This is a genomic window from Celerinatantimonas yamalensis (genome assembly GCF_046054155.1).
GTDB lineage: Bacteria > Pseudomonadota > Gammaproteobacteria > Enterobacterales > Celerinatantimonadaceae > Celerinatantimonas > Celerinatantimonas yamalensis.
The window spans coordinates 234,547-256,501 of sequence record NZ_JBEQCT010000005.1 but is presented as its reverse complement, the minus strand read 5'-3'; the positions used below and the strand labels follow the sequence as shown (position 1 = coordinate 256,501).

Annotated in this window: 20 protein-coding genes; 13 read left to right on the top strand and 7 right to left on the bottom strand. The window is 44.1% G+C overall.

Annotated features, from left to right (window positions below):
• Window positions 1–54 precede the first annotated feature (54 nt).
• From ABUE30_RS12335 to ABUE30_RS12320, 4 genes are all read left to right on the top strand, one after another.
• On the top strand, window positions 55–1,644 hold the full coding sequence (locus ABUE30_RS12335) for a diguanylate cyclase (protein WP_408624085.1): 1,590 nt from the start codon (window positions 55–57) through the stop codon (window positions 1,642–1,644).
• 52 nt (window positions 1,645–1,696) lie between these two features.
• Entirely contained in the window at window positions 1,697–3,070 is a 1,374-nt protein-coding gene (gene ppnN, locus ABUE30_RS12330) for a nucleotide 5'-monophosphate nucleosidase PpnN (protein ID WP_408624084.1), read from the top strand.
• Window positions 3,060–3,848, top strand: a complete 789-nt coding sequence (locus tag ABUE30_RS12325; RefSeq protein ID WP_408624083.1) for a 5'-3' exonuclease H3TH domain-containing protein — start codon at window positions 3,060–3,062, stop codon at window positions 3,846–3,848. Before ppnN ends, ABUE30_RS12325 begins: the two co-directional genes overlap by 11 nt.
• 160 nt (window positions 3,849–4,008) lie before the next feature.
• Window positions 4,009–5,016, top strand: a complete 1,008-nt coding sequence (locus ABUE30_RS12320; protein WP_408624082.1) for an isocitrate dehydrogenase — start codon at window positions 4,009–4,011, stop codon at window positions 5,014–5,016.
• A gap of 65 nt (window positions 5,017–5,081) precedes the next feature.
• On the opposite strand, the gene rlmM is transcribed toward ABUE30_RS12320, so the two are convergent.
• Genes rlmM through ABUE30_RS12300 form a run of 4 tightly spaced genes read right to left on the bottom strand, consistent with a single transcriptional unit; the run spans window position 5,082 to window position 8,020 of the window.
• Entirely contained in the window at window positions 5,082–6,134 is a 1,053-nt protein-coding gene (gene rlmM / locus ABUE30_RS12315; protein WP_408624081.1) for a 23S rRNA (cytidine(2498)-2'-O)-methyltransferase RlmM, read from the bottom strand.
• Window positions 6,134–6,508, bottom strand: coding sequence for a DUF423 domain-containing protein (locus ABUE30_RS12310; protein WP_408624080.1), 375 nt, complete (start codon window positions 6,506–6,508; stop codon window positions 6,134–6,136). Before ABUE30_RS12310 ends, rlmM begins: the two co-directional genes overlap by 1 nt.
• The gene (locus ABUE30_RS12305; protein WP_408624079.1) at window positions 6,493–7,119 is read right to left on the bottom strand and encodes an alpha/beta family hydrolase; all 627 of its coding nucleotides are present in this window, start codon (window positions 7,117–7,119) and stop codon (window positions 6,493–6,495) included. Before ABUE30_RS12305 ends, ABUE30_RS12310 begins: the two co-directional genes overlap by 16 nt.
• Window positions 7,106–8,020: a transcriptional regulator GcvA gene (locus tag ABUE30_RS12300; RefSeq protein ID WP_408624078.1), complete on the bottom strand. Its 915-nt coding sequence runs from the start codon at window positions 8,018–8,020 to the stop codon at window positions 7,106–7,108. Before ABUE30_RS12300 ends, ABUE30_RS12305 begins: the two co-directional genes overlap by 14 nt.
• Window positions 8,021–8,518: 498 nt before the next feature.
• Here ABUE30_RS12300 and ABUE30_RS12295 point away from each other — a divergent pair, with 498 nt between their 5' ends.
• Genes ABUE30_RS12295 through ABUE30_RS12280 form a run of 4 tightly spaced genes read left to right on the top strand, consistent with a single transcriptional unit; the run spans window position 8,519 to window position 12,820 of the window.
• Window positions 8,519–9,889, top strand: coding sequence for an ABC transporter substrate-binding protein (locus tag ABUE30_RS12295; RefSeq protein WP_408624077.1), 1,371 nt, complete (start codon window positions 8,519–8,521; stop codon window positions 9,887–9,889).
• The gene (locus ABUE30_RS12290) at window positions 9,889–10,746 is read left to right on the top strand and encodes a carbohydrate ABC transporter permease (protein WP_408624076.1); all 858 of its coding nucleotides are present in this window, start codon (window positions 9,889–9,891) and stop codon (window positions 10,744–10,746) included. Before ABUE30_RS12295 ends, ABUE30_RS12290 begins: the two co-directional genes overlap by 1 nt.
• A 4-nt stretch (window positions 10,747–10,750) precedes the next feature.
• Window positions 10,751–11,716, top strand: a complete 966-nt coding sequence (locus ABUE30_RS12285) for a carbohydrate ABC transporter permease (protein ID WP_408624075.1) — start codon at window positions 10,751–10,753, stop codon at window positions 11,714–11,716.
• Window positions 11,717–11,725: 9 nt separating this feature from the next.
• Window positions 11,726–12,820, top strand: a complete 1,095-nt coding sequence (locus tag ABUE30_RS12280; RefSeq protein ID WP_408624074.1) for an ABC transporter ATP-binding protein — start codon at window positions 11,726–11,728, stop codon at window positions 12,818–12,820.
• Between the two features lie 65 nt (window positions 12,821–12,885).
• Here ABUE30_RS12280 and ABUE30_RS12275 read toward each other — a convergent pair whose 3' ends face one another.
• Window positions 12,886–13,350: a YhcH/YjgK/YiaL family protein gene (locus tag ABUE30_RS12275; RefSeq protein WP_408624073.1), complete on the bottom strand. Its 465-nt coding sequence runs from the start codon at window positions 13,348–13,350 to the stop codon at window positions 12,886–12,888.
• 4 nt (window positions 13,351–13,354) lie between these two features.
• Window positions 13,355–14,629 (bottom strand): O-antigen ligase family protein, encoded by a 1,275-nt coding sequence (locus ABUE30_RS12270; protein WP_408624072.1) that lies wholly within the window; start codon window positions 14,627–14,629, stop codon window positions 13,355–13,357.
• Between the two features lie 812 nt (window positions 14,630–15,441).
• Between ABUE30_RS12270 and ABUE30_RS12265 the strand changes: the two genes are divergently transcribed.
• Complete coding sequence (locus ABUE30_RS12265) at window positions 15,442–16,641, top strand: class I SAM-dependent methyltransferase (protein ID WP_408624070.1); 1,200 nt, start codon at window positions 15,442–15,444, stop codon at window positions 16,639–16,641.
• A gap of 44 nt (window positions 16,642–16,685) precedes the next feature.
• On the opposite strand, the gene yaaA is transcribed toward ABUE30_RS12265, so the two are convergent.
• A complete protein-coding gene (gene yaaA / locus ABUE30_RS12260; protein ID WP_408624069.1) occupies window positions 16,686–17,462 on the bottom strand; it encodes a peroxide stress protein YaaA in 777 nt (258 codons plus the stop codon).
• Between the two features lie 307 nt (window positions 17,463–17,769).
• On the opposite strand from yaaA, the gene ABUE30_RS12255 reads away from it, so the two are divergent.
• The 4 genes from ABUE30_RS12255 (at window position 17,770) to ABUE30_RS12240 (ending at window position 21,908) form a co-directional block, all read left to right on the top strand.
• A complete protein-coding gene (locus ABUE30_RS12255) occupies window positions 17,770–18,462 on the top strand; it encodes a YggS family pyridoxal phosphate-dependent enzyme (RefSeq protein WP_408624068.1) in 693 nt (230 codons plus the stop codon).
• Window positions 18,463–18,501: 39 nt separating this feature from the next.
• The gene (gene proC, locus ABUE30_RS12250; RefSeq protein ID WP_408624067.1) at window positions 18,502–19,320 is read left to right on the top strand and encodes a pyrroline-5-carboxylate reductase; all 819 of its coding nucleotides are present in this window, start codon (window positions 18,502–18,504) and stop codon (window positions 19,318–19,320) included.
• A gap of 20 nt (window positions 19,321–19,340) precedes the next feature.
• Entirely contained in the window at window positions 19,341–19,889 is a 549-nt protein-coding gene (locus ABUE30_RS12245) for a YggT family protein (protein WP_408624066.1), read from the top strand.
• A gap of 330 nt (window positions 19,890–20,219) precedes the next feature.
• Window positions 20,220–21,908 (top strand): NAD-dependent malic enzyme, encoded by a 1,689-nt coding sequence (locus ABUE30_RS12240; protein WP_408624065.1) that lies wholly within the window; start codon window positions 20,220–20,222, stop codon window positions 21,906–21,908.
• Window positions 21,909–21,955 lie beyond the last annotated feature (47 nt).

Here is a 21,955-nt window from a genome sequence, read left to right as displayed (position 1 = left end):
CATGGTATGCTCCTATACTCGAAAAATCATTAAGCGAGGCACTCGGCACACCCTATGAATGATGTCAATTCTGTCCTCAAACAACTAGAGCAAGTACAACAACAGTTAGGTCGAAGTGATTCAGCCTCAACTGGGCGATCGAAATCGACCTCAGCTGTACCCGACTATCAGAGTGTCTATCAGTTAATCAACCATATGTGCTTAATGTGTCGAGGTGTTGATCGTGCGCTTGATAACCGTCTAGCAGAGCTGCGTCGACAACTTGACAAAGGGATTGCACTCACGCAGCTGCAACCTCAGATTGAACAGGTATCTAGACTAGTGAACCAACATTATCGTAGTCATGAGACCAATTTATTGCGCTTACAATCGGTGATCCAATACAGTGGAGAGCAATTAGGTCAAGTCAATGGATTGCCGCCAAAGCTACGCCAACAATTAAAGAATTTTAAACAACAACCCATTCCCTATAGTTATCAAGAAAATTTAGACCGACTCACAGAAATTTTAGAGTTTTACCATCAGGCGGTCGCCAACAAACCTGGCGGTTTTACCATTAAAGATAGCGCCCCTGAGCACACGCCTAAACGCAGCCTTCTTGATACACAGCAACATCAACGTATTTGTGATGAACTGCAGCGAATGATTAGTGAGCTAGACTTTCAAACCAAAACAAACGAAGAACTTAACCAGATTAGGAGTCAATTATTAGACGGCATTGCTCCTGAACTTATCCCCAGTATCTGTCAACGGGTGATTCAATTAATGCTAGATGGGCTTCGAGAAGAGCGCAAAGTCACTCAAGAGTATCTGGTTTCACTCAATGCCGATTTGCGCCAGATGGATAAACAATTTGATTTAAGTGTTGAAGCAGCCAAGTTAATCCAGCAACGTTACGCCACCCAGCATAAGTCATTAAAGCGCCAAGTGGTCAATTTAGGGGTTGAGATTAAAACCGTCGCTGATCTTGACCATGCGAAAAAGCTACTTCAACAACGGATGGTACAGCTAGGTCTTCTATTTAAAGATAATGAACAGTTAGAAACGGAAATTGGAGATTTAACTAACCGTTTAAATGATCTCGAAAGCCAACTTGAACAAGTTCGCAAACAATCTGAACAGCAAGAGCAATACGTCAGCACTCAAAAGCATCAACTTTTTATTGATACTCTGACACAAATCTATAATCGCTGTGCATTAGATGAGCGGATGGAATTAGAGTATAAACGCTGGCGGCGTTATGGGTATGATTTAGGGATCGCCATTATCGACCTTGATCATTTTCGCACGATCAATCAACAATTTGGTTATCTTGCTGGTGATAAAGCCCTTAAAGTTATAGCTCGAGCATTGCAAAGTTCACTGCGCGATACTGATTTTCTCGCCCGTTTTGGTGGTGAAGAATTTGTAATTCTGATGCCTAATATAAATGCGGACGATCTGCTATTACCGCTTGATCATATTCGAGATCATGTTAGCAGTCTACCTTTTCGATTTAAACAGCAGCAAGTCAGTATTACCGCATCCATCGGAGCCACATTATTTCGCGATAGTGATCGGTTACTTGATGCGTTTGAGCGAGCTGACCAAGCCTTATATGAAGCAAAAAATAAACAACCAAACCTCACCAATATTATTCTTTGAAAAAAATCTGTTGATTGAACAGTACAACGCATTGAGCTAAATCGGAGTTGTTATGATTACCTATGTTAATCCAGTTGGTAGTATGAATTTACTCTCCCAATTGGAAGTCAGCCAACTGACTCGAACTGCATCCAGTGAACTTTATCAGTTATATCGTAATTGCAGCCTTGCTGTACTCAATTCCGGAGCGCAAACAGATTCCAGTCGTGACATTTTAAATCGATGTGAAACCTTTGATATTAATCTGTTAAGTCGCGAACGAGGTGTCAAACTCGAACTGCTCAATCCGCCTGAAGAGGCTTTTGTCGATGGTGAAATTATTCGCGGTATTCAAGAACATTTGTTCAGCGTATTACGTGATATTCTCTATGTCTCCAGCCAATTAGAACAAGAAAGTTATTTTGATCCAACCAGCCAAGCACATATTACCAATTTAATCTTTTCTATCTTACGCAATGCTCGCACAATTAACTCAGCTGCGGATCCTAATCTAGTGGTCTGTTGGGGCGGACATTCAATTAGTGAAGAAGAATATGATTACACCCACCTAGTTGGCTCAGAACTCGGATTACGTGAGCTCAACATCTGTACCGGTTGTGGGCCTGGCTCAATGGAAGGACCGATGAAGGGCGCAACAGTTGGACATGCCAAACAACGCTTTGATCATCGTCGTTACATCGGTTTAACGGAGCCCAGCATTATCGCGGCTGAACCCCCCAACTCGATTGTCAATGAACTGGTTATTTTGCCTGATATTGAAAAACGTCTCGAAGCATTTGTGCGTCTAGGGCATGCTATTGTAATTTTTCCAGGCGGAGCGGGAACAGCTGAAGAGCTACTTTACTTGCTAGGGGTAATGATGACCCCAGTGAATACGCGTCAACCCATTCCGATTATTCTAACAGGACCCAAAAGTAGCGAAAACTACTTTCGCTCCATTGATCAGTTTGTCGCCGCAACACTCGGGGATACAGCACGCAAGCACTATCAGATTATTATTGATGATGCGAGTGCTGTTGCTCGCATCATCAAACAGGCCATGCCGAAAGTGAAGGATTATCGCCGAGCTATGGGCGATGCTTACTCATTTAACTGGAGTTTGCAGATTGACCCTTTGTTCCAACAACCTTTTTTACCCACGCATGAGAATGTTAGCCAGTTAAATTTGCATTCCAATCAGCCGCCACAATTGCTTGCGGCAAATCTACGTCGTGCCTTTTCAGCCATTGTTGCTGGGAATGTTAAAGATGAAGGAATAAAATCGATTGAAGAACACGGACCGTTTTTAATTCATGGTGATTCCCATATCACCCAGCTGCTTGATGCTTTGCTTGAAGACTTTATCGCTCAACATCGAATGAAACTGCCGGGTAGCCATTATGAACCTTGTTATCGTGTAATTAGTGGTCAACCTAGTGACAGCTAATCAACTACTGATCATCGATGCGCTAAATTTGATCCGGCGCTTCGATGCAATATCACAAAAACAACACCAACAACCAGAAGCACGTTTTCAAGCCACATTGAGCAGCACCCTCAGTGCAATTGAAAAGCTTATAAAGCGCTTTATACCGAGTCATATTGTGGCCGTATTTGACCAGGCTGGACCCGATTGGCGTAACACACTCTACAGTGACTACAAAGCCAATCGTCAACCTATGCCAACCTATCTTGCTGATGGACTGGCAACAATTCAAGACTCATTATTAACTCAAGGAATTGATTCACTGTTAAATCCAGCCATTCAAGCCGACGATTTGATCGCAACTATTGCCAGTAAAGCAACAGAGCACCACTTACCAACCGTTATTGTTTCCACTGATCATGGTTTTTGGCAATTACTTGGTGAATCGCAGCTCACCATTTATAATTATTTTAATAAAGTATTGATAACCCCTGATAGCGTCTTGCAACGTTATCAAGTCAATTGCAGGCAACTAGTTGATTATTGGGCTTTAACTGGCAGTAGTAGTGTCAATCTCAAAGGTGTCCCTGGGATCGGTGCGAAAACAGCCGCTCAGCTGATTGGACAATATGGCTCATTAAACGCATTGCTACAATGCGCTAAAGGGGAAAATACGCGCGTTGACAAAGTGCTCGCTCACCAAGATGATGCCAAGCTCACCGCCAAATTAATGCAATTGCTAACCGATTTACCACTGGGCTTCAACCTCAAGCAACTTCGCTATCACTCTGGTAAATAGTATGTTCAACCATTATGTATCGCGCAATATAATGATCTATCTTTAGACGTGATCCTATCAGACCAAGTGTAATTTTTTTGTAAAAAGAGTAAGATAAATGTAAAAAGAACGGTGGAGCAAGGGCTCTACTAGAAAACAACCTATGTCTCAGGAAGTAGCTATGTCAAAAACCAGAATAACCATCATCCCAGGTGATGGCATCGGCCCCGATATTGTTAAAAGTGCGATTCAAATTCTTGACCACGCCGGATGTGATTTTACCTATGATTATGCTCTCGCCGGGATGAGCGCGTTAGATGCAACAGGTGAGCTGATTCCACAGCAGACGCTCGATCTGATTGAAGCCAACAAAGTGGCATTAAAAGGCCCGCTAACAACGCCCGTTGGCAAAGGCTTTACTTCTATTAACGTTAGCCTACGCAAACATTTTGAGCTATATGCCAATGTTCGCCCTGTTCGTACATTTGCTGGCACCAAAGCACGCTACTGCGATATCGATATTCTGACCATTCGGGAAAACACCGAAGGGATGTATTCTGGCGAAGGACAAATCATCAATGATGAACGCACCCATGCAGAAGCTAAAAGCGTCATTACACGTCAAGGTTCTGAACGAGTCATCCGTTTTGCTTATGAAATGGCTCGCCGTGAAGGGCGTAAAAAAGTCACTACATTACATAAAGCAAACATTCTTAAAACCACCTCTGGACTCTTTTTAGAAGTAGCTCGCGAAATTGCTAAAGAATACAACGATATTATCAGTGAAGAAATGATCATCGATGCCGCTTGCATGAATCTGGTGATGTATCCTGAACGCTTTGATGTCATTGTTACCACTAACTTATTTGGCGATATTATTTCTGACTTATGCGCCGGCCTCGTCGGTGGTTTAGGGATGGCACCCGGTGCCAACATTGGCGAACATGCAGCAATTTTTGAAGCTGTCCATGGCAGTGCACCTGATATTGCAGGAAAAAATATTGCGAATCCAACATCCATAATCCTAGCCAGCATCCAGATGCTGCAGTATTTGGGAATGAATGACCAAGCCAACCATATTTTAGCGGCACTTAAAACGACTATTCTTGAAGGCGATCGCACCACCCGCGATTTGGGTGGTAACGGTTCAACCGATGAGTTCACTCAAGCTATTATTGAGCGCCTGTAAACATCAATATAAGACACTCCCCAATAACCCGGTGTTATTGGGGAGCAATAGAAAAACCCTTTTCATCAAGAATGAATACAAGCAAATACCGTAATCTCTTCGCGGTCATGATAAAGGTGTTTCGCCCGGACTTCGAAATGCAGTCCCGTTTGTGCTAACCCTTTTTTGAGCTGCTGCAAATCTTGTTCAACTTCAGCAAAACGCTTTTTCATTGGCAATTTCAGGTTAAATATCGCGTAACGACACCACCTTTGAGTAAGCCATTTAAGCATCAACTGGGTCACGCGAGAGGGCTTCTCAACCATATCACACACTAACCAGCTAATATTATGTTTAATGGGCTCAAACTTAAAGCCATCTTCACGGTAATGCCGTACCTGACCGGATGCCATCAGATTTTCTGCCATCAAGCCATTATCAACGGCTGCAACATACATACTTCGACGCACCAATTGGTAGGTCCAGCCACCCGGACAAGCTCCTAAATCAACCGCTTGTTGACCACTTTGCACATACAGCTCTCGCTCTTGTTCATTCAGCAAAATAGAAAAGGCTTCATCCAGCTTAAGGGTCGAACGACTAGGTGCCTCAGAGGGTTGTCGCAATCGCAAAATTCCCATCGAATAGGGGCTGCTATTAGCAATAAGTCGATAGCCGATATACAACGTTGTACCATTTAACCAAAATAACTGCAGCACACAATCACTTTTAGCGAGAAGTTTTTCCCCCAGTGCATTTTCTAACGGTCTGGAAAACTTCTTACAAAAGCCTGACATTTGTTTACCCTCATTGGTATCAGGCCAATCCTGTGCCAATCTTGCGCAAGGTGGTAGTTCGGTTAACGCTTGTATGATTGGTGTAATTCGGTCGCCTTGATCAACATCTAATTGTGCCGTGACGACCTGCCACTGTCGAGTAAAGACTAGTTGACGAAAATCCAATTCTCGGTGCAGTCGCGCAGCATCATCTGCACCAAAGCATTCAAACAAAACATAGCCTTGCTCAGGCTTCGTACGTGCAAACCCAGCCACTTGCAATTGGGATGCGCGTTGCTGGATCTCAGCGGCGCAATCACTTTCAAAACCACTACGACAACTCAGTAATAAAGAATGATTCATCACTGATCTGCCCGTTTATCACGAATTAAAATAATCCAACCGACCATGAGCAGTATTCCTCCAATGGGAGTAATCGGGCCAATCACCGCCGCCCATGTCGCTCGAATCGGCTCAGGCAATACCGCCAACAGATATAAACTCCCCGAGAAACACCAACTGCCAACAATCCAAAATTTGCCACTGCGCGGCGCAATTTGTGCCACGGCTAATGCACAACCAAGATGGATCAATTGATACATGACGCCCGTGTGTATCCAAGAAAGCGATTGCTCGGGTAATAAATGTGACAAACCATGGGCAGCACCAGCTCCCATGGCAACAGATAATAATCCGCCAAGCGCCAGCGCAACCCGCCAGCCTAGGGTGTATAACATTGAACAAAATCCTTAATTTGATCCGCGGCCAACTGCATATTATGCGCAAGGGTAACCCCGCTTTTGCTCCGCGGTTTAAAGCTATGGTCACCATCTTTGACCCACACGAGTCGAGCCGTGTCAGGAAGCTGCAGCTGTGATTGTTCATCCAAACAGCCAAATGGATCACGCTCACCTTGCAACACCAGCAAAGGCTGAGTTAACTGCTGCAAATGCTCACCTTTTGAGCGTTCCGGTTTGCCCGGTGGGTGAAAAGGAAACCCTAAGGCCACCACGCCCGCAATATCTTGCCGAGTTAACGCGACATGACTGGCAACTCGCCCACCCATCGACTTACCGCCAATAAAAACCGGTGCAGGCCAGCTTGGAATAATAGCCTGATAGGCAGCGATTAAAGTAGGCAGACGATCCGGCACTCGCCGCTTATTTTCAGCCAGTATTCGCTGCATATAAGGAAAATTAAAACGCAGAATTGCCAACTCATCACTGAGCAAAACGACTAGCTGGTTAAAAAATTCATGCGCCATACCAGCCCCTGCGCCATGCGCTAATATCAGTAGTGGCGCATCAGAAGGACCATCAAACTGAGTCAACTCATTAATCGACGACATCAGCACCAAACTCCCGCTGCTCCTCTTGAACTAACTGGATCATCCATTCACGAAACGCTACGATTTTACCCTGTTCAGCTTGCGATGGATGGCACACCAAATAATAGGCATTTTGACTCATCAAGACCTGCTCAAATGGACAGACCAAACGTCCGGCTTCGATCTCAGGTTTTGCTAACACTGAATGCCCAAGTGCCACCCCTTGACCGTAGATCGCCGCTTGAAGCACCATGGTGGAATGCGAGAAGATAGGCCCTTGATTAACATCGACCTTGACCCCCACCTGCTTAAACCAAGCCTTCCAATCATGCCGAGAGGAATCATGCAATAAAGTATGATAGCGCAGGTCATCAGGCTGGCTTAAAGGTTTGTCTCCATTGAGCAACAGCGGAGAACAAACAGGGATCAGATATTCAGTATGAAGTTTATCAGCTCGCAATCCACTCCAGTTCCCCCGTCCGTAATAGACAGCCACATCGACATCATCAGTTAATGAGCCCTCATTCATATCCAATGCCTTAATGCGCACATCGATATCAGGATGAAGCTGACTAAATTGAGATAATCGAGGCACTAACCATTGGATCGCAAAACTTGGTTGCAAACTCACAGAAATGGCGCCTTTTTCGCCTCGCGCAAGCAGCCGATCGGTCGCCTCGCTGAGCGAACTGAAAATATCTTTGATATCTAAGAAATAACTTTGTCCTTCTTCGGTTAAGAGTAATGAGCGATTCTTACGACGAAACAACTTAAGCCCAAGATACTCTTCTAACCCTTTAATTTGGTGACTGACTGCTGCTTGAGTCACAAATAACTCTTCGGCAGCGCGCGTAAAACTCAAATGCCTTGCAGCCGCTTCAAAAGCTTTTAAAGCATTGAGCGGTGGTAAACGACGAGCCATTTAACAACCTGTTAACGGATAAAAATTTCTAATCTTTCTGGATTATAATTTATCTGTTGCCGTCAATCCAGCGAACTCATATAGTGCACCTGCACCAAACGGGGGCTCAACCATGAAGCAGAGCTCCATCTGCTTTACGGAAATGCCCGGCCATTTTACGAAATGGTTACTTGGTTGCGATGTTGTGTTTGCATTAGTCGGTTTTTTGCCGACTGAAATCCTGTACATTTGACTTGTCTGTCAAATCGCTTCTTGGCTAAGCCTATGGCTTAGCTTTTTTTTGTTTATTTTTAAGAAAGAAGCAATAGTAAGGCCACATTGTTTTTATCCACTTCATTTTATCTACAACCTTAAATCTCATCACAAAAAAGAATATTTTTTAACCATCTTTATCGAATGATCCCATTTTCTTCGCTAACGTTTAGAGATTACTAATGTGCGCTTGATTAAATGAAGCTTTCAATTTAGTCGCTGTAAGCCATTCATGGAGGATAGCTGATGCGATATTTTTTATCGATGGTTTGCCGTGGTATTTCTTCGCTCATTTTGCTGCTAGCACTAACTAGTATGAGCGCCCAAGCAACTACGATTGAATTTTGGACAGCGCAAACCCAAACGGATCGTTTAAATACGATCCATCTACTTACCAGCACCTTTAGTGCTCTGCACCCCAACATAACGATTCACGTCGTTCCCGTCGATGAAAATGAAATGGCACAACAACTTGCCGCAGCAAGCGCTTCAAAGACGCTGCCACAAGTGATTGAAGTCAATTCTGAAATTATCATGGCAATCGGCCAACAAGGGATCAGCGATACCCAAAGCATGCAGCAGTCTGTGCAACAAATTGGTCTTAAACGTTTTTTACCCGGTGTTGTAACCATGTTGCAGGGCAGGCATCGGCAACAATTTGGCATTCCGTTTCATGGCTGGGTACAAGGGATCTGGTATCGCAAAGATTGGTTTAAAGAACACCATTTGGCCGCGCCTGATAATTGGCAACATATTTTAGCCGCTGCCAAAGCACTCAATCGTCCGCAGGATAATCGTTATGGGATTTTAGTTGGGACTAAAATTGACAGCTATGCTGAGCAGGTGTTTACCCAACTAGCATTGTCGAATAACGCTCAAGAGTTTAATAGTAAGGGGCAACTCGTCTTTAATAGCCCAGCAATGCTCGAGACACTGAAGTTTTACCGTCAATTAGCCGCTTATACGCCGCCAGGGCCACAAACTTGGCGAGCCCGAGACTACTATCTACAAGGTAAATTGGGTATGTTTTTCTACTCGACCTTTATCATGGATGACCTAGCGCTAGCTGAAGTGGCTAAAAACTCTCTTAGTGCCGATCATTTCAAAGATCTTAGAGGGGGTAGTTTTGATCCAACTTTAGTAAAAAACACAGGGTTTATCGCCACCATCAATCATCGTTCAGCGGCCTCTTATGGCACATTGTCAGGGTTAGTGGCTTTAAAAACAACGCCGCAACAAGCCGCAGCAACGCGTCAATTTATCCAATTTCTCTACCAACCAGCGAGCTACATCACTTTTTTACACATGGCGCCAGGAGGAATGAACCCTGTTTTGCAGGGGATCGCCAATCAAGCATCGTTTCTCAATGATCCGAACGGAGTTATGAAGCTTTATGACCCCCAGCAATTGACACAAATACTCGGTGGGTTGTCTCATATTCGATCCTTTTCGCTTGTTGATGGCAAAACCATCCCTGTATCAGGCACCATCTTCGCCAAACAGATCATTCCTAAAATGATCTATCGCACGACCATCGAGAAGATGCCAGCGAAGCAATCACTGGATATTGCTACCACGCAGATACAACAATTATTGCGTCAAGCGCAAAACAAATGATGGATCACTATTCACAGCAGTCTCTGGCTTGGAAGATGGTTTTACCAGCTGTCGGCCTAATCGGGCTACTGGTCATTTATCCAATTCTATTTAATGGGTATCTTAGTTTTTTTGATGTACAACTAAATGGGACTAAACATTTTGTTGGGTTAGTCAACTACCAAACACTACTGGGCGACCACAACTTCTATCATTCAATTGGGGTATCGACACTTTACCTCATCGGCTCTGTTGCAGGAACAACGTTACTGGGACTTGCCGTAGCCTTACTACTAAATGAGCCATTTTATGGGCGCAGTTTGGTGCGAATGTTGATCTTGCTGCCTTATTTTGCACCGGTCATTTCAGTCGTGTTTGGCTGGCAGTTTATTTTTGATCCAGTCAATGGGATCTATAATCACATCGTGGTCGATATTTTGCACTGGTCAACAATGCGTTACAACCTGATTGGCGACCCTCAAAGTGCACTTGCCGTTGTCATTTTATTTGATATTTGGAAACATTTTCCCATTGCCTATCTACTGCTGCTCGCGCGATTACAAAGCATCCCGAAAAGCCTTTATGAAGCCGCCGCGATAGATGGCTGTAATGCTTGGTACCGCTTTATTCATGTTACCTTACCGCAGCTTCGCTTCGTATTGGCAACTGTTGTATTACTGCGCATGATCTGGAATTTAAACCGCTTTGAGGACGTTTTTCTACTCGCTCCTAACGTGCAGACTTTGCCTATTTTTACCTACTATCACGCTTTTACTGGGATCATAGATCAAGGGCTAGCGGCAAGCGTCTCAATGCTCCAGCTGTTGGTCCTGACGGGATTAATCTGGCTCTATGTGAAGAAGATACTAAAATGGTGACAAGATGAAGACTATCGCTCGACGGTTAGGTCAGTTAGTAGGTATCTATAGCGCGGTATCGCTCCTGTTGGTTTTTTGTTTGTTCCCATTTGCACAAATCGTCTCGACATCACTTAAACACCCCATTGATTGGGGCAATCCGTCATTAATTCCTAAAGTCATCCACTGGGATGCCTATGAAGAGCTTCTGGGTCTGAAAACGAAAGTCCCTACAAAACTTCCGCAGAGTATCCAACAGCTTCTGGATAATCCAGCACTTAGCAAGGTGCAGCGCCAACAACTTCGCCAACAGTTTAGTCGTGACAAGGATATTTTCCCCTTCGGTCGTTATATGCTCAACAGCTTACTGTTGGCCTTGCTCACCAGTACACTCTCTACGGCATTCGCCGCTAGCGCAGCCTACGCCTTAGCACGCTTACGCTTTGTCGGACGCAGCATGATTGCTAACAGCGTACTATTTGTCTATATGATTGGTGGCGTGCTGCTTATGGTTCCATTATATCAAATGAGTGTTGCTGTTGGTTTAACACACACGCTAACCGGCACGCTATTGAGTATTTTACTTATTTACTTAGTGCAGACACTACCCGTTGCAATGTATATGTTAGGAAACTACTTTCGCACCATCTCGGTCGCATTGGAAGAAGCCGCAATGATCGACGGCTGTTCACGATTTGAAGCCTTTCGTGTCATCATCTTGCCGCTTTCTAAACCCATGTTATTTACTGTATTTGTCTACTGCTTTGTGATTGCTTGGAATGAGTACCTGTTCGCGTCGGTCTTTTTAAGACAGTATCAGGATTTTCAGACTATTCCATTAGCATTGCAGTCCTTATTCACCTCTAAGAATGCAATTTGGGGACGAATTATGGCCGCATCGGTCCTCACGCTCATCCCTGTTATTATCTGTTTTATGTTAGCTAGCCGCCACCTCAGTCGCGGGTTAACCGATGGTGGCGTCAAAGAGTAAGGGAGCATGATGAGTCATATTGAGTTAAGTCATTTACGCAAACAATTTGGCAAAACCACTGTTGTCGATGATTTTAATCTTACCATTGATAATGGTGAATTTGTCGTCCTCGTAGGCCCAAGTGGCTGTGGAAAGAGCACTACATTGCGAATGGTGGCAGGACTTGAATCCATCAGTCATGGGCAAGTAATGATTGACGGACAAGCGATGGAACAACGCCCCCCACATCTTCGCAATATTGCAATGGTTTTTCAAAACTATGCACTCTACCCACATATGAGTGTGCGCGAGAATATCTGCTTTGGCCTTAAAAAATCAGGCGCCAGCACTTCATTCATCCAAACACAATTGAAAAATGTTAGCCAAGTACTGCAATTAAACGAGTATTTAGAGCGTCGACCGGCAGAGCTCTCTGGTGGTCAACGTCAGCGGGTTGCCATGGGCAGAGCGCTGGCACGTGATGCCAAGTTATACTTATTTGATGAGCCCTTATCTAACTTAGATGCAAAACTACGCCACCATATGCGCAGCGAAATAGCTAGATTACAACACCAATATCAAATGACAGCACTTTATGTCACTCATGATCAAACCGAAGCAATGACGTTAGGCGATCGCGTCATCGTCATGCGAGAGGGTAAAATAGAGCAAGTTGGCTCCCCGATGGAGCTATATCTTTATCCTGCCAATACATTTGTTGCAAGTTTTATTGGCTCACCCGCGATTAATCTGCTGCCAGCAAAACTCAGCAAAAATCATCTGGTATTTGACCAACAGTACAGCATCACACTCCCCCACTCATGGGAGTCGCAATTAGACAGTATCCCAGAACAACTACTGGTAGGGATCCGACCCGAGTTTTTAGAAGATGCCCGTCAAAACCAAATCACAAGTCGACACCCCATGGGTAACTACTTAGTTGAACTTATAGAGCAATTAGGTTTTGATCAAGAAGTCACAGTAACGCGGGCAAACCAGCAGATAAAAGCTAGATTGACGCTTCATTCGGACATAAAGGTAGGCCAACAACTCGCCCTAATGGTTGACCCTGAGCGAATACTACTGTTTGACCCAACGACTGGACAGCGTCTTATTATTCACTAAAACGTCCCCCAAACCATCCATTGATTTTGCTTGGCAAGAGGGCTCATCACACACGATCATGCGTTTTAATCAAGTAGTGAGCGGTGTACTTTGATCACTGCTTTTTTCACTTTTTGCGGCGCATCTACAGCGACCAATGGTCGATGGGGACAATATGGTGCGAACACAATAAAATCTCCCGATGACAACGTTACGAACCGCTCATTCACAGGCTGACCAAAGGCGACATCAGACGCTTGCAGTTTATCCTCATCAATATCAACCAGTGGCACCGTCGCGTAACCATAGCGCTCTTCACCATCTAAAACGACTTGAATGTCTAAATAGCTTTGATGAAATTCACAGCGCCGATGCGTTTGTGGCTCCGTGGTATCCAGCGAGACAGTATAAAACAACTGCTCCCCACGTACGTCACAGCGCCCTAGTGGCGCATCAGCGACGAGTTGCGTTGAAAGTTCACGTAAAATTTGCGCAAGCTTTGGCGCGATGGGTTGGATTAAATCAAGCTTATCTAATTGCCCTTGTAACATAAAATTAGTCCTTAACTGCAGCCTCTTCGCATGCTCGAATAGCTGACCAAATCACCAAAATGGTTAGAATATACATCATCACGCCAGAGTTATGCGAAAACATCGATTGGCTCAGGGCAAAATCCATATAACACACTGGCACTAGTACCCCCGCCATCGCCAAACTCTTCATCGGCCAGTCATCAGAATAGCGCTTTACCTTAGCAGAGAACAGCCGCAGCGGCACAAAATAGACAAGTATCAGCAGGATAAAACCACTCATGCCATACTCACTTAAGTTTGTCAGATATTCATTATGGGCATGATCAAAAGGGATTACTGATGGATCAATAAGCCCACGATCGGCTAATTTCTGTTTATACTGATGTAAGTCATATTTGCCAACCCCCAGAACGGGATGCGCATAAAACATATACAGCGCCGCTTTCCACATTTCAAAGCGCATTCCAATCGATGTATCAACATGGGTTCCTTGACGGTACGCTATAACGTTGGTTATGGTTGTCTCAATGCGCGACTTAACTCCAAATTGTGGCACACTGACTAATACAACGGCCCCTAGTATAAATGCGACAACACAACGTTTGGCGTAATACAGTCCAATAAATTCACGGCCTTGCCAAAAAATATAAAACAGCGTCATCGGCATGGCTATCCAGCCACCGCGAGAACCTGACAGAATAGATACCAGAATCCCACTCACGCTCCCTAAAGCCATCAACATCATGGAAGGCAAAGACCCTTTCGCCTTAAAATAAAGAATGCCAACTAGGCACAACATCCCCATTAACATCCCTATATCACCAAACATGATAGGATGCATCCACGCGTTAGCTCGATCAAGATCAAGTATAAAGCGCTGATAGAATGCGATAAGCACACCAATAAAAGCGCCCACTGCTAAGCCATACCAAAACCAAACAATCTTAAATGGATAGCGGCGTAAAAATAAGTAGACCAATGCCCCAATAATAAAACGCGAAGGCTTATCTAAACCGATTATTTCAAAAACGTGTATAAAGCGACAACCGATTAATACCACGCCATAAATAACAAAAGTCAGTAATAACCATCGATCGCCGCGATCAATGCACACATTTATATGCCGAAAACGGGTGACTAACATGACCAGCGCGGCCAAAAGCAACATCGATGCGCCATAACTGTAGCCACTGTTCACCATCAATGCCATTGCAAAAATTGCGGCAACGGCAACAGAGGACCACCAAGTGGCAAATGCGGGAAAATTCTCGCCAATATTCATGAAACGACCAGTCAAGTAGACCACCTCAGAATCAAAATCCGTTTTGCAAAAAAAACTTGTCTCCTCAAGCTTCAAGCACCACATGCAGGTGTGATTGCATGCTCCAACACCTCACCGATCTTACTGATTATATGTACACGATGTATAAGAAATAGTTTCATCAGTATAGTCAAACAACCCACTCAACGCCCTAAATTTGCTGTGTCACAAATCTGTTATAGGCGGAGTAAATCATCAGACGAAGGTAAAAACGGCCATATACTAACTAATTTTGATATTCTTACCTATCAATTTATAAGTCTTTTATAAGACTTTTATAAAATTATTATCATGATAAATACTTTTTTCGCTCAACCACCTTTTCATTAAAATCACTTTTTATAGAGAGTCACCTAAATATTATATCGATTTGATTCAACTCGATATAAGGTGTTTTATCCTTTCAAAAAAGGTGACAAATTTGCAATATTTTGACTGATTTACCTAGCGTTGCAATGCCCCACAAAAAATACAGATCACTTTATCTTTTTAGAAAATCTTACCGCCAGCAGCAAAACATAAAACGATGAGCCACGCCGCTCGCAGTGGAAAATAGTCATTAACATATGCCTAATTCTATTATCATATGCGGATGTCAATAAAAATTAGCTGCCTATTACAACCTATCGATCTTTTTTCTAAGAAGGAGTAGGATAATTTCGGAACATATGGGGATGTATAGATATTTCCTAACACGTGATTTTTACGATGCGTAATTGGTCTAAGTCGATAGGCGTTAGGGTATCAGAGCACACCGACCCTATCCGATTTATCTAAGGAGGTTGACTATGTTTTGGGAACGAAAACTCGATGAATTTGTCACACAACTGTCATCGGAACATCAAGTACCGATGGGTATTCATTTATGGAACGGTAAACAAATTGATCTTTCCGAAAGCCCCAAAGTGATTGTTGAAGTACCGTCTGTTGCATCCTTACGACATCTGATTAAACCCACTTTAAATTCACTAGGTGAAGCTTATGTAGAAGGTAAATTACAAGTAGAAGGCACAGTGACCGATATCATCGATGTTGCCAGCCAACTTGTAGAAGCGTCAACCGGGGGTGCCTTAGAACATAGTAAATCGAAACGGTTTCGCCACTCTCGCAAAATTGATGCTGAATCAATTGCTTATCATTATGATGTATCAAATGACTTTTATCGCGAATGGCTTGATACAAACATGGTTTATTCCTGCGGCTATTTTCACGCACTCGATGACACACTGGAGCAAGCTCAGGAACAAAAAATCGATCATATTCTTAATAAAATCCGCTTGCAACCAGGACAAACATTGTTAGATGTTGGCTGTGGTTGGGGAGCACTGATTATCAGAGCGGCCCAAAAATATGGTGCGAAAGCACTGGGCGTGACCATCTCTGAACAACAATATGAGGAAGCCAAACGACGGATCCACGCTGCAGGACTCGATGATTGCTGCGAAGTTCGTTTTCAAGATTATCGAGATATTACTGGCCAATTTGATCGCATCACCAGTGTAGGTATGTTTGAACATGTTGGGCTTAACAATCTTCAGTCCTATTTTTCAAAACTCAATTCTCTACTTAGTGACGAGGGCATTATTCTCAATCACGGGATCACCTCAAGCGATCCTAACTCAGGTGGTGCACCAGCAGGTGGCGGGGAATTTATCGACAAATATGTCTTTCCAAATGGCGAACTCCCTCACATTAGTTTAGTCCTAGAGCAAATGACTCGAGCAGGTTTAGAAGCGACTGATATTGAAAACTTACGTCGCCATTATGCGATGACTTTAGAACATTGGGCCGCGCGCTTTGAAGCTAAAAGTGAAAAACTGAAAACCATGGTCGATGAACGCCATTTTCGGATCTGGCGAGTGTATCTAGCAGGTTGTGCCCATGCCTTCCATCAAAACTGGGTGGAACTGCATCAAGTGGTTGCGACCAAAGCAGGCCACTATGTATTGCCGCTTACGCGTGACTATATCTACCAAGATCAGGAATAACACCTTTGAACGGTTCGATGATTGTCTATATTTGTGAGTTAATGTTAATCAACCAATCGGCGCTTAAACACAGGTTTTAGTGCCGTTGATTCAGCTTCACAATAACAATACCCACCTTGGTCAAAGCCAAGCAATTGTTGCGGTGTATCTAAGCGTTGATCAATCATATAACGCACCATCATGCCGCGGGCTTTTTTGGCATAAAAGCTTATTATTTTATATTGGCCGTTTTTATAATCTTTAAAAACAGGGGTAATAATCTCTCCCTGCAACTGCTTCGGTTTCACCGCTTTGAAGTACTCATTCGATGCTAGATTGATTAAAAATCTGTCCCCATTATCTGCTAGTGCTTGGTTCAAGACTTGAGTTATCAGATCGCCCCAAAATGTATAAAGATCTTTTCCCTGCGGATTATCCAACTTGATCCCCATTTCCAATCGATAAGGCATAATCAAGTCAAGCGGTCGGATCACCCCATACAACCCTGACAAGATCCGCAGGTGAGCGCTGGCATAATGTCTATTGTCATCAGTTAGGCTAACCGCATCCAGCCCTGTATAAACATCCCCCGTAAAGGCATAGAGTGCCGCTTTGGCACTGGGGACCTCAAATGGTACCTGCCATTGGTCAAAACGGGCCGCATTAAGCCCGGCTAATTTATCACTAATTTTCATCAGCGATGCAATTTGCGCTGGTGTTAACTGCTTGGCTCGATCAATAAGTAATTGACTGTGCTCGAGCAATTGAGGTTGGGTATACACCCCATCAGGCGCAAGCGTAGCAAAATCTAAACTTTTCGCAGGTGAAATAACCGCTAACATCCCCGTGTCCTTATGTATTTTATTATTGTTCTGAGTGTACCTGTCAAAACCAGTGACGTCTAATCGATGCAAAGAGATCACCCAAGATACGTCTACGCGTAGCATTTATTCAGAGAACGAAACACCCGTTGAAAATCAATCCATATACATCGCAATAAGCCAACAATGCTGAATCCGCATGATTTACACCTTAAGATGCCCCTTATCGATACGTGTTGCTATCATCAGAAAAGGTGTAGTTCCTCAGCGTTATGCTTTACACTAATTATCATGTATGTGTTTGTGATTTGACGTTAGTTGTTACACCATGAATGATATTGACCAACAGATTAAAACAGTTCGCCAGCAAATCGCTGCAGCGGAACACACTTGTCAGCGAACCGGACAAGTGACGTTACTCGCTGTTAGCAAAACCAAACCGATACTAGCCATTAAACAAGCTTATCAAGTCGGACAGCGCGCTTTTGGCGAAAACTATGTCCAAGAAGGGGTGGATAAGATCATCACATGTCAGCAAGCTCAATGGTTAGAGTCCCCCATTGAATGGCATTTTATTGGCCCTTTGCAATCGAACAAAAGTCGTTTGGTCGCGGAACACTTTGATTGGGTTCAAACTATTGATCGGGCTAAAATTGCGCAGCGCCTCAACGAGCAGCGCCCTGTTGATAAACCCCCTTTGAATGTCTGTATCCAAATTAATATCAGCGGTGAAGCCAGCAAATCAGGCATCGCACTCACTGAGGTTGAGTCTTTAGCTGAGCTCATTGGTACGCTTCCTCAGTTGCGCCTCCGCGGATTGATGACGATCGGGACACCTGGCAACGCTCAACAAGAATTTCCGTTAATGCAACAAATTTTTGAAAAACTCAAAGTGCATTATCCTGCAATCGATACACTCTCAATGGGCATGACGGCCGATATGGCGCAAGCTATTCAATATGGCAGCACATTAGTACGTATCGGTAGCGCAATATTTGGTGAGCGTGATTATCATCATTAGTTATGTTCGTCAGTATCTAGTTACAACAATAGGAGACTTATGGCAACACCTAGAATTGTCTTTATTGGCGCCGGCCACATGGCTGGGAGTTTAATCGGTGGAATGATTAAACAAGGTATGGACAGCGCATTTATTGGCGCCTGTGATCATAATCCACCCAAACTCGAACAGTTACAATCTCACTATGGTATTCAAGTTTATTCTGATAGCCTAAGCGCATTAAACTCCGCCGATGTCATTGTTTTAGCAGTCAAACCTCAAGTGATGCAAGCTTTGTGTGAAACGCTCAAGCAAGATGGCGATGTTTCTGGCAAATTGTTCATATCCGTTGCGGCTGGGATTACCTGCTCCCATCTTAAAAAGTGGTTAGGTGATGTTCCGATCGTGCGCTGTATGCCAAATTTACCCGCAAAAGTAGGGCTGGGAGTCAGTGGACTTTATGCCAGTGTCGACACCAATGCCGAGCTACGTAAAATTGCCGAGCAAACACTTGAATGTGTCGGAGCAGTGATTTGGGTAGAAAAAGAGGAAGGAATCAATCATATTATTGCCGCAGCGGGTAGTGCTCCTGCTTATTTCTTCCTGTTTATGGATGCAATACAGCAATATGCTCAATCACTAGGATTTAGTGAAAAAGATGCAAGGAACATTGTCACCCAAACTGCGCTTGGGAGCGCCACATTGGCGATGAGCGACCCGGGTACCACTCTTGCCCAAATGTGCCAGAATGTGGCCGTTAAAGGGGGAACGACCGCAGAAGCTGTCCGAGTGTTTAACCAAGCAGATATACACACTACGGTTAAAAAAGCGATGCAAGCTGCCATTGAGCGCAGTCAGCAACTCGAAGATCAACTTTAACAGAGAACAAGTTTAATTTTATGATGGCTTTTAATTATTTAATAACGACATTGTTTGACCTCTATCTGATGGTCATCATTTTGCGTGTCTGGCTGCAATTCGCCCGAGCTGATTTTTATAATCCGTTTAGTCAATTTGTTGTTAGGGCAACCAACCCTTTGCTCAAACCCTTGCGGCGGATCATCCCCGGTTTTGCGGGTGTTGATTGTGCTGGCATTGTGTTGGCGCTGCTGGTTGCAGCCGCCAAATGGGCTGCAGTAATGCAATTAGCACAAGGTGCTATATCTTGGAGCTTTATCCCTCTATTTGCGCTACTTACCGTTGTTAAACAAACGGGCAGTTTATTGTTTTGGATCCTACTGGTACGGGCTGTCTTAAGCTGGATTAGTCAAGGCCGAAGCCCTATTGAATATGTTTTTATGCAACTCACTGAGCCATTTTTAGCCCCCATTCGACGCATTATCCCAGCTATGGGTGGACTAGACCTGTCAGTCTTGGTTTTATTTATTATACTTAATTTTGTTAATATGTTATTGACCACTCAGATCCCATATTGGCGCTTAATGTAAGCTAACCTGATCACTGGCCGCTCATTAAGAGCGGCTTTTTAACCTGTACTTGCTTATCAACAGTTAGTCAGGTCAATACGTTGTATAAACTGGTTATATTCCTTCTCTCGGCCCAGATCATTTGCCTGCCTCTTTATTATTAAACTGAACGCGTTATGATAATGCTCATCTGTCTACCGACAGATCAATATTCAAGTTCTAAGCGTCCCTGTCGAACCACCTATATTGATGTTTCGATGATGCTCTGAGCCTATCAACACAATATATCAGTTGATGATAGCTTAACCTCATAACCCTGTTTCTGATAAAACCTTAACCATGGGATACCTTATGACAAATACAAAACGCCCTTTATATATTCCCTACTCTGGCCCCGCTCTGCTTGAAACACCTTTACTCAATAAAGGGAACGCTTTTACCGAAGAAGAACGCACAGAATTTAACCTCGAAGGGCTGGTTCCTCAAGCCATTGAAAACATTGAAGAGCAAACTCAGCGAGCATTAAAGCAATATCGCAGTTTTCATAGTGATATGAACAAACATATCTTTCTGCGTAATATTCAAGACACTAATGAAACCCTATTTTACAAATTGGTGACCGAAAATATCGCAGAAATGATGCCTATCATTTATACCCCAACGGTGGGGATGGCTTGTGAGCAATTTTCCAATATATATCGGCGCTCACGGGGGTTATTTATCAGCTATCCTGACAGAAACCGCATCGAAGAGGTTCTCAATAACGCAACGCGCCATACTGTCAAAGTGATCGTTGTGACCGATGGTGAACGTATTTTAGGGTTAGGCGATCAGGGAATTGGAGGAATGGGGATCCCAATTGGTAAATTGGCGCTCTATACGGCTTGTGGTGGAATTAGCCCCGCTTACACTTTGCCTATCGTATTAGATGTCGGTACCAATAACCAAAACTTACTCGACGATCCGATGTACATGGGCTGGCGTCATCCGCGTATTAGCGGTACTGACTACGACGATTTTGTCGAACAATTTATGCAAGCAGTGAATATCCGCTGGCCAGACGCGCTGATCCAGTTTGAAGATTTCGCGCAAGCTAACGCCAATCCCATATTGAGCCGCTACCGCAACCAATACTGCTGCTTTAATGATGATATTCAAGGTACCGCCTCGGTAGCGGTCGGATCATTGATTGCGGCCTGTCAGGCCAATCATGAAAAATTAAGCGACCAGCGTGTTTGTTTTGTGGGTGCTGGCTCAGCGGGCTGCGGTATCGCACAAGCAATTATCCGCGCGATGGTTGACGAAGGGATTGACAAAGACAGAGCTCATCGCCAGATCTATATGATTGACCGCTGGGGATTACTGCAAGATAACATGCCAAATTTGCAAAGCTTTCAAACCCCACTAAGCCAAAGTTCGGCACTAGCGCAAGAGTGGCAAATTGAGAGCGATAACATCTCGCTACAAGATGTGATTGATAACGCTCAGCCGACGATTCTTATCGGTGTATCGGGCGTCGGCGGTATCTTCACCGAGGAAGCAATTCGCAGTATGAGCAGCTATTGCAAACGACCGATCATTTTTCCAATGTCCAACCCAACCAGTCGTGTTGAAGCGCGTCCTGAAGACATTTTACGCTGGAGTGATGGTCGAGCCTTAGTCGCTACAGGGAGTCCATTTCCACCCGTTAATTTCGCCGACCAGAGCTACCCTATCGCCCAATGCAATAACAGTTATATTTTCCCAGGTATTGGTCTTGCAGTGATCGCGGCGAAGGTGACGCGAATCAGTGATGAAATGCTAATGTCTGCCAGCCGTACTTTAGCGGAGTTTTCACCCGTTGTACGCAATGGAAAAGGAAGTTTATTGCCACCACTGAACGACATCAAAGAGCTCAGCAAAGCCATTGCTTTTTCGATTGCCAAACAAGCTATCAATGAAGGGTTAGCCCCGCGAGTCAGCGATGAGTACCTTCAACAATCGATTGACAACAACTACTGGACCCCTGAATACCGACGCTATAAACGCACGTCGTTCTAAGACAGGTTGCATCTGCGGAGCACTTAGTTATGATCCGCAGACGCTTA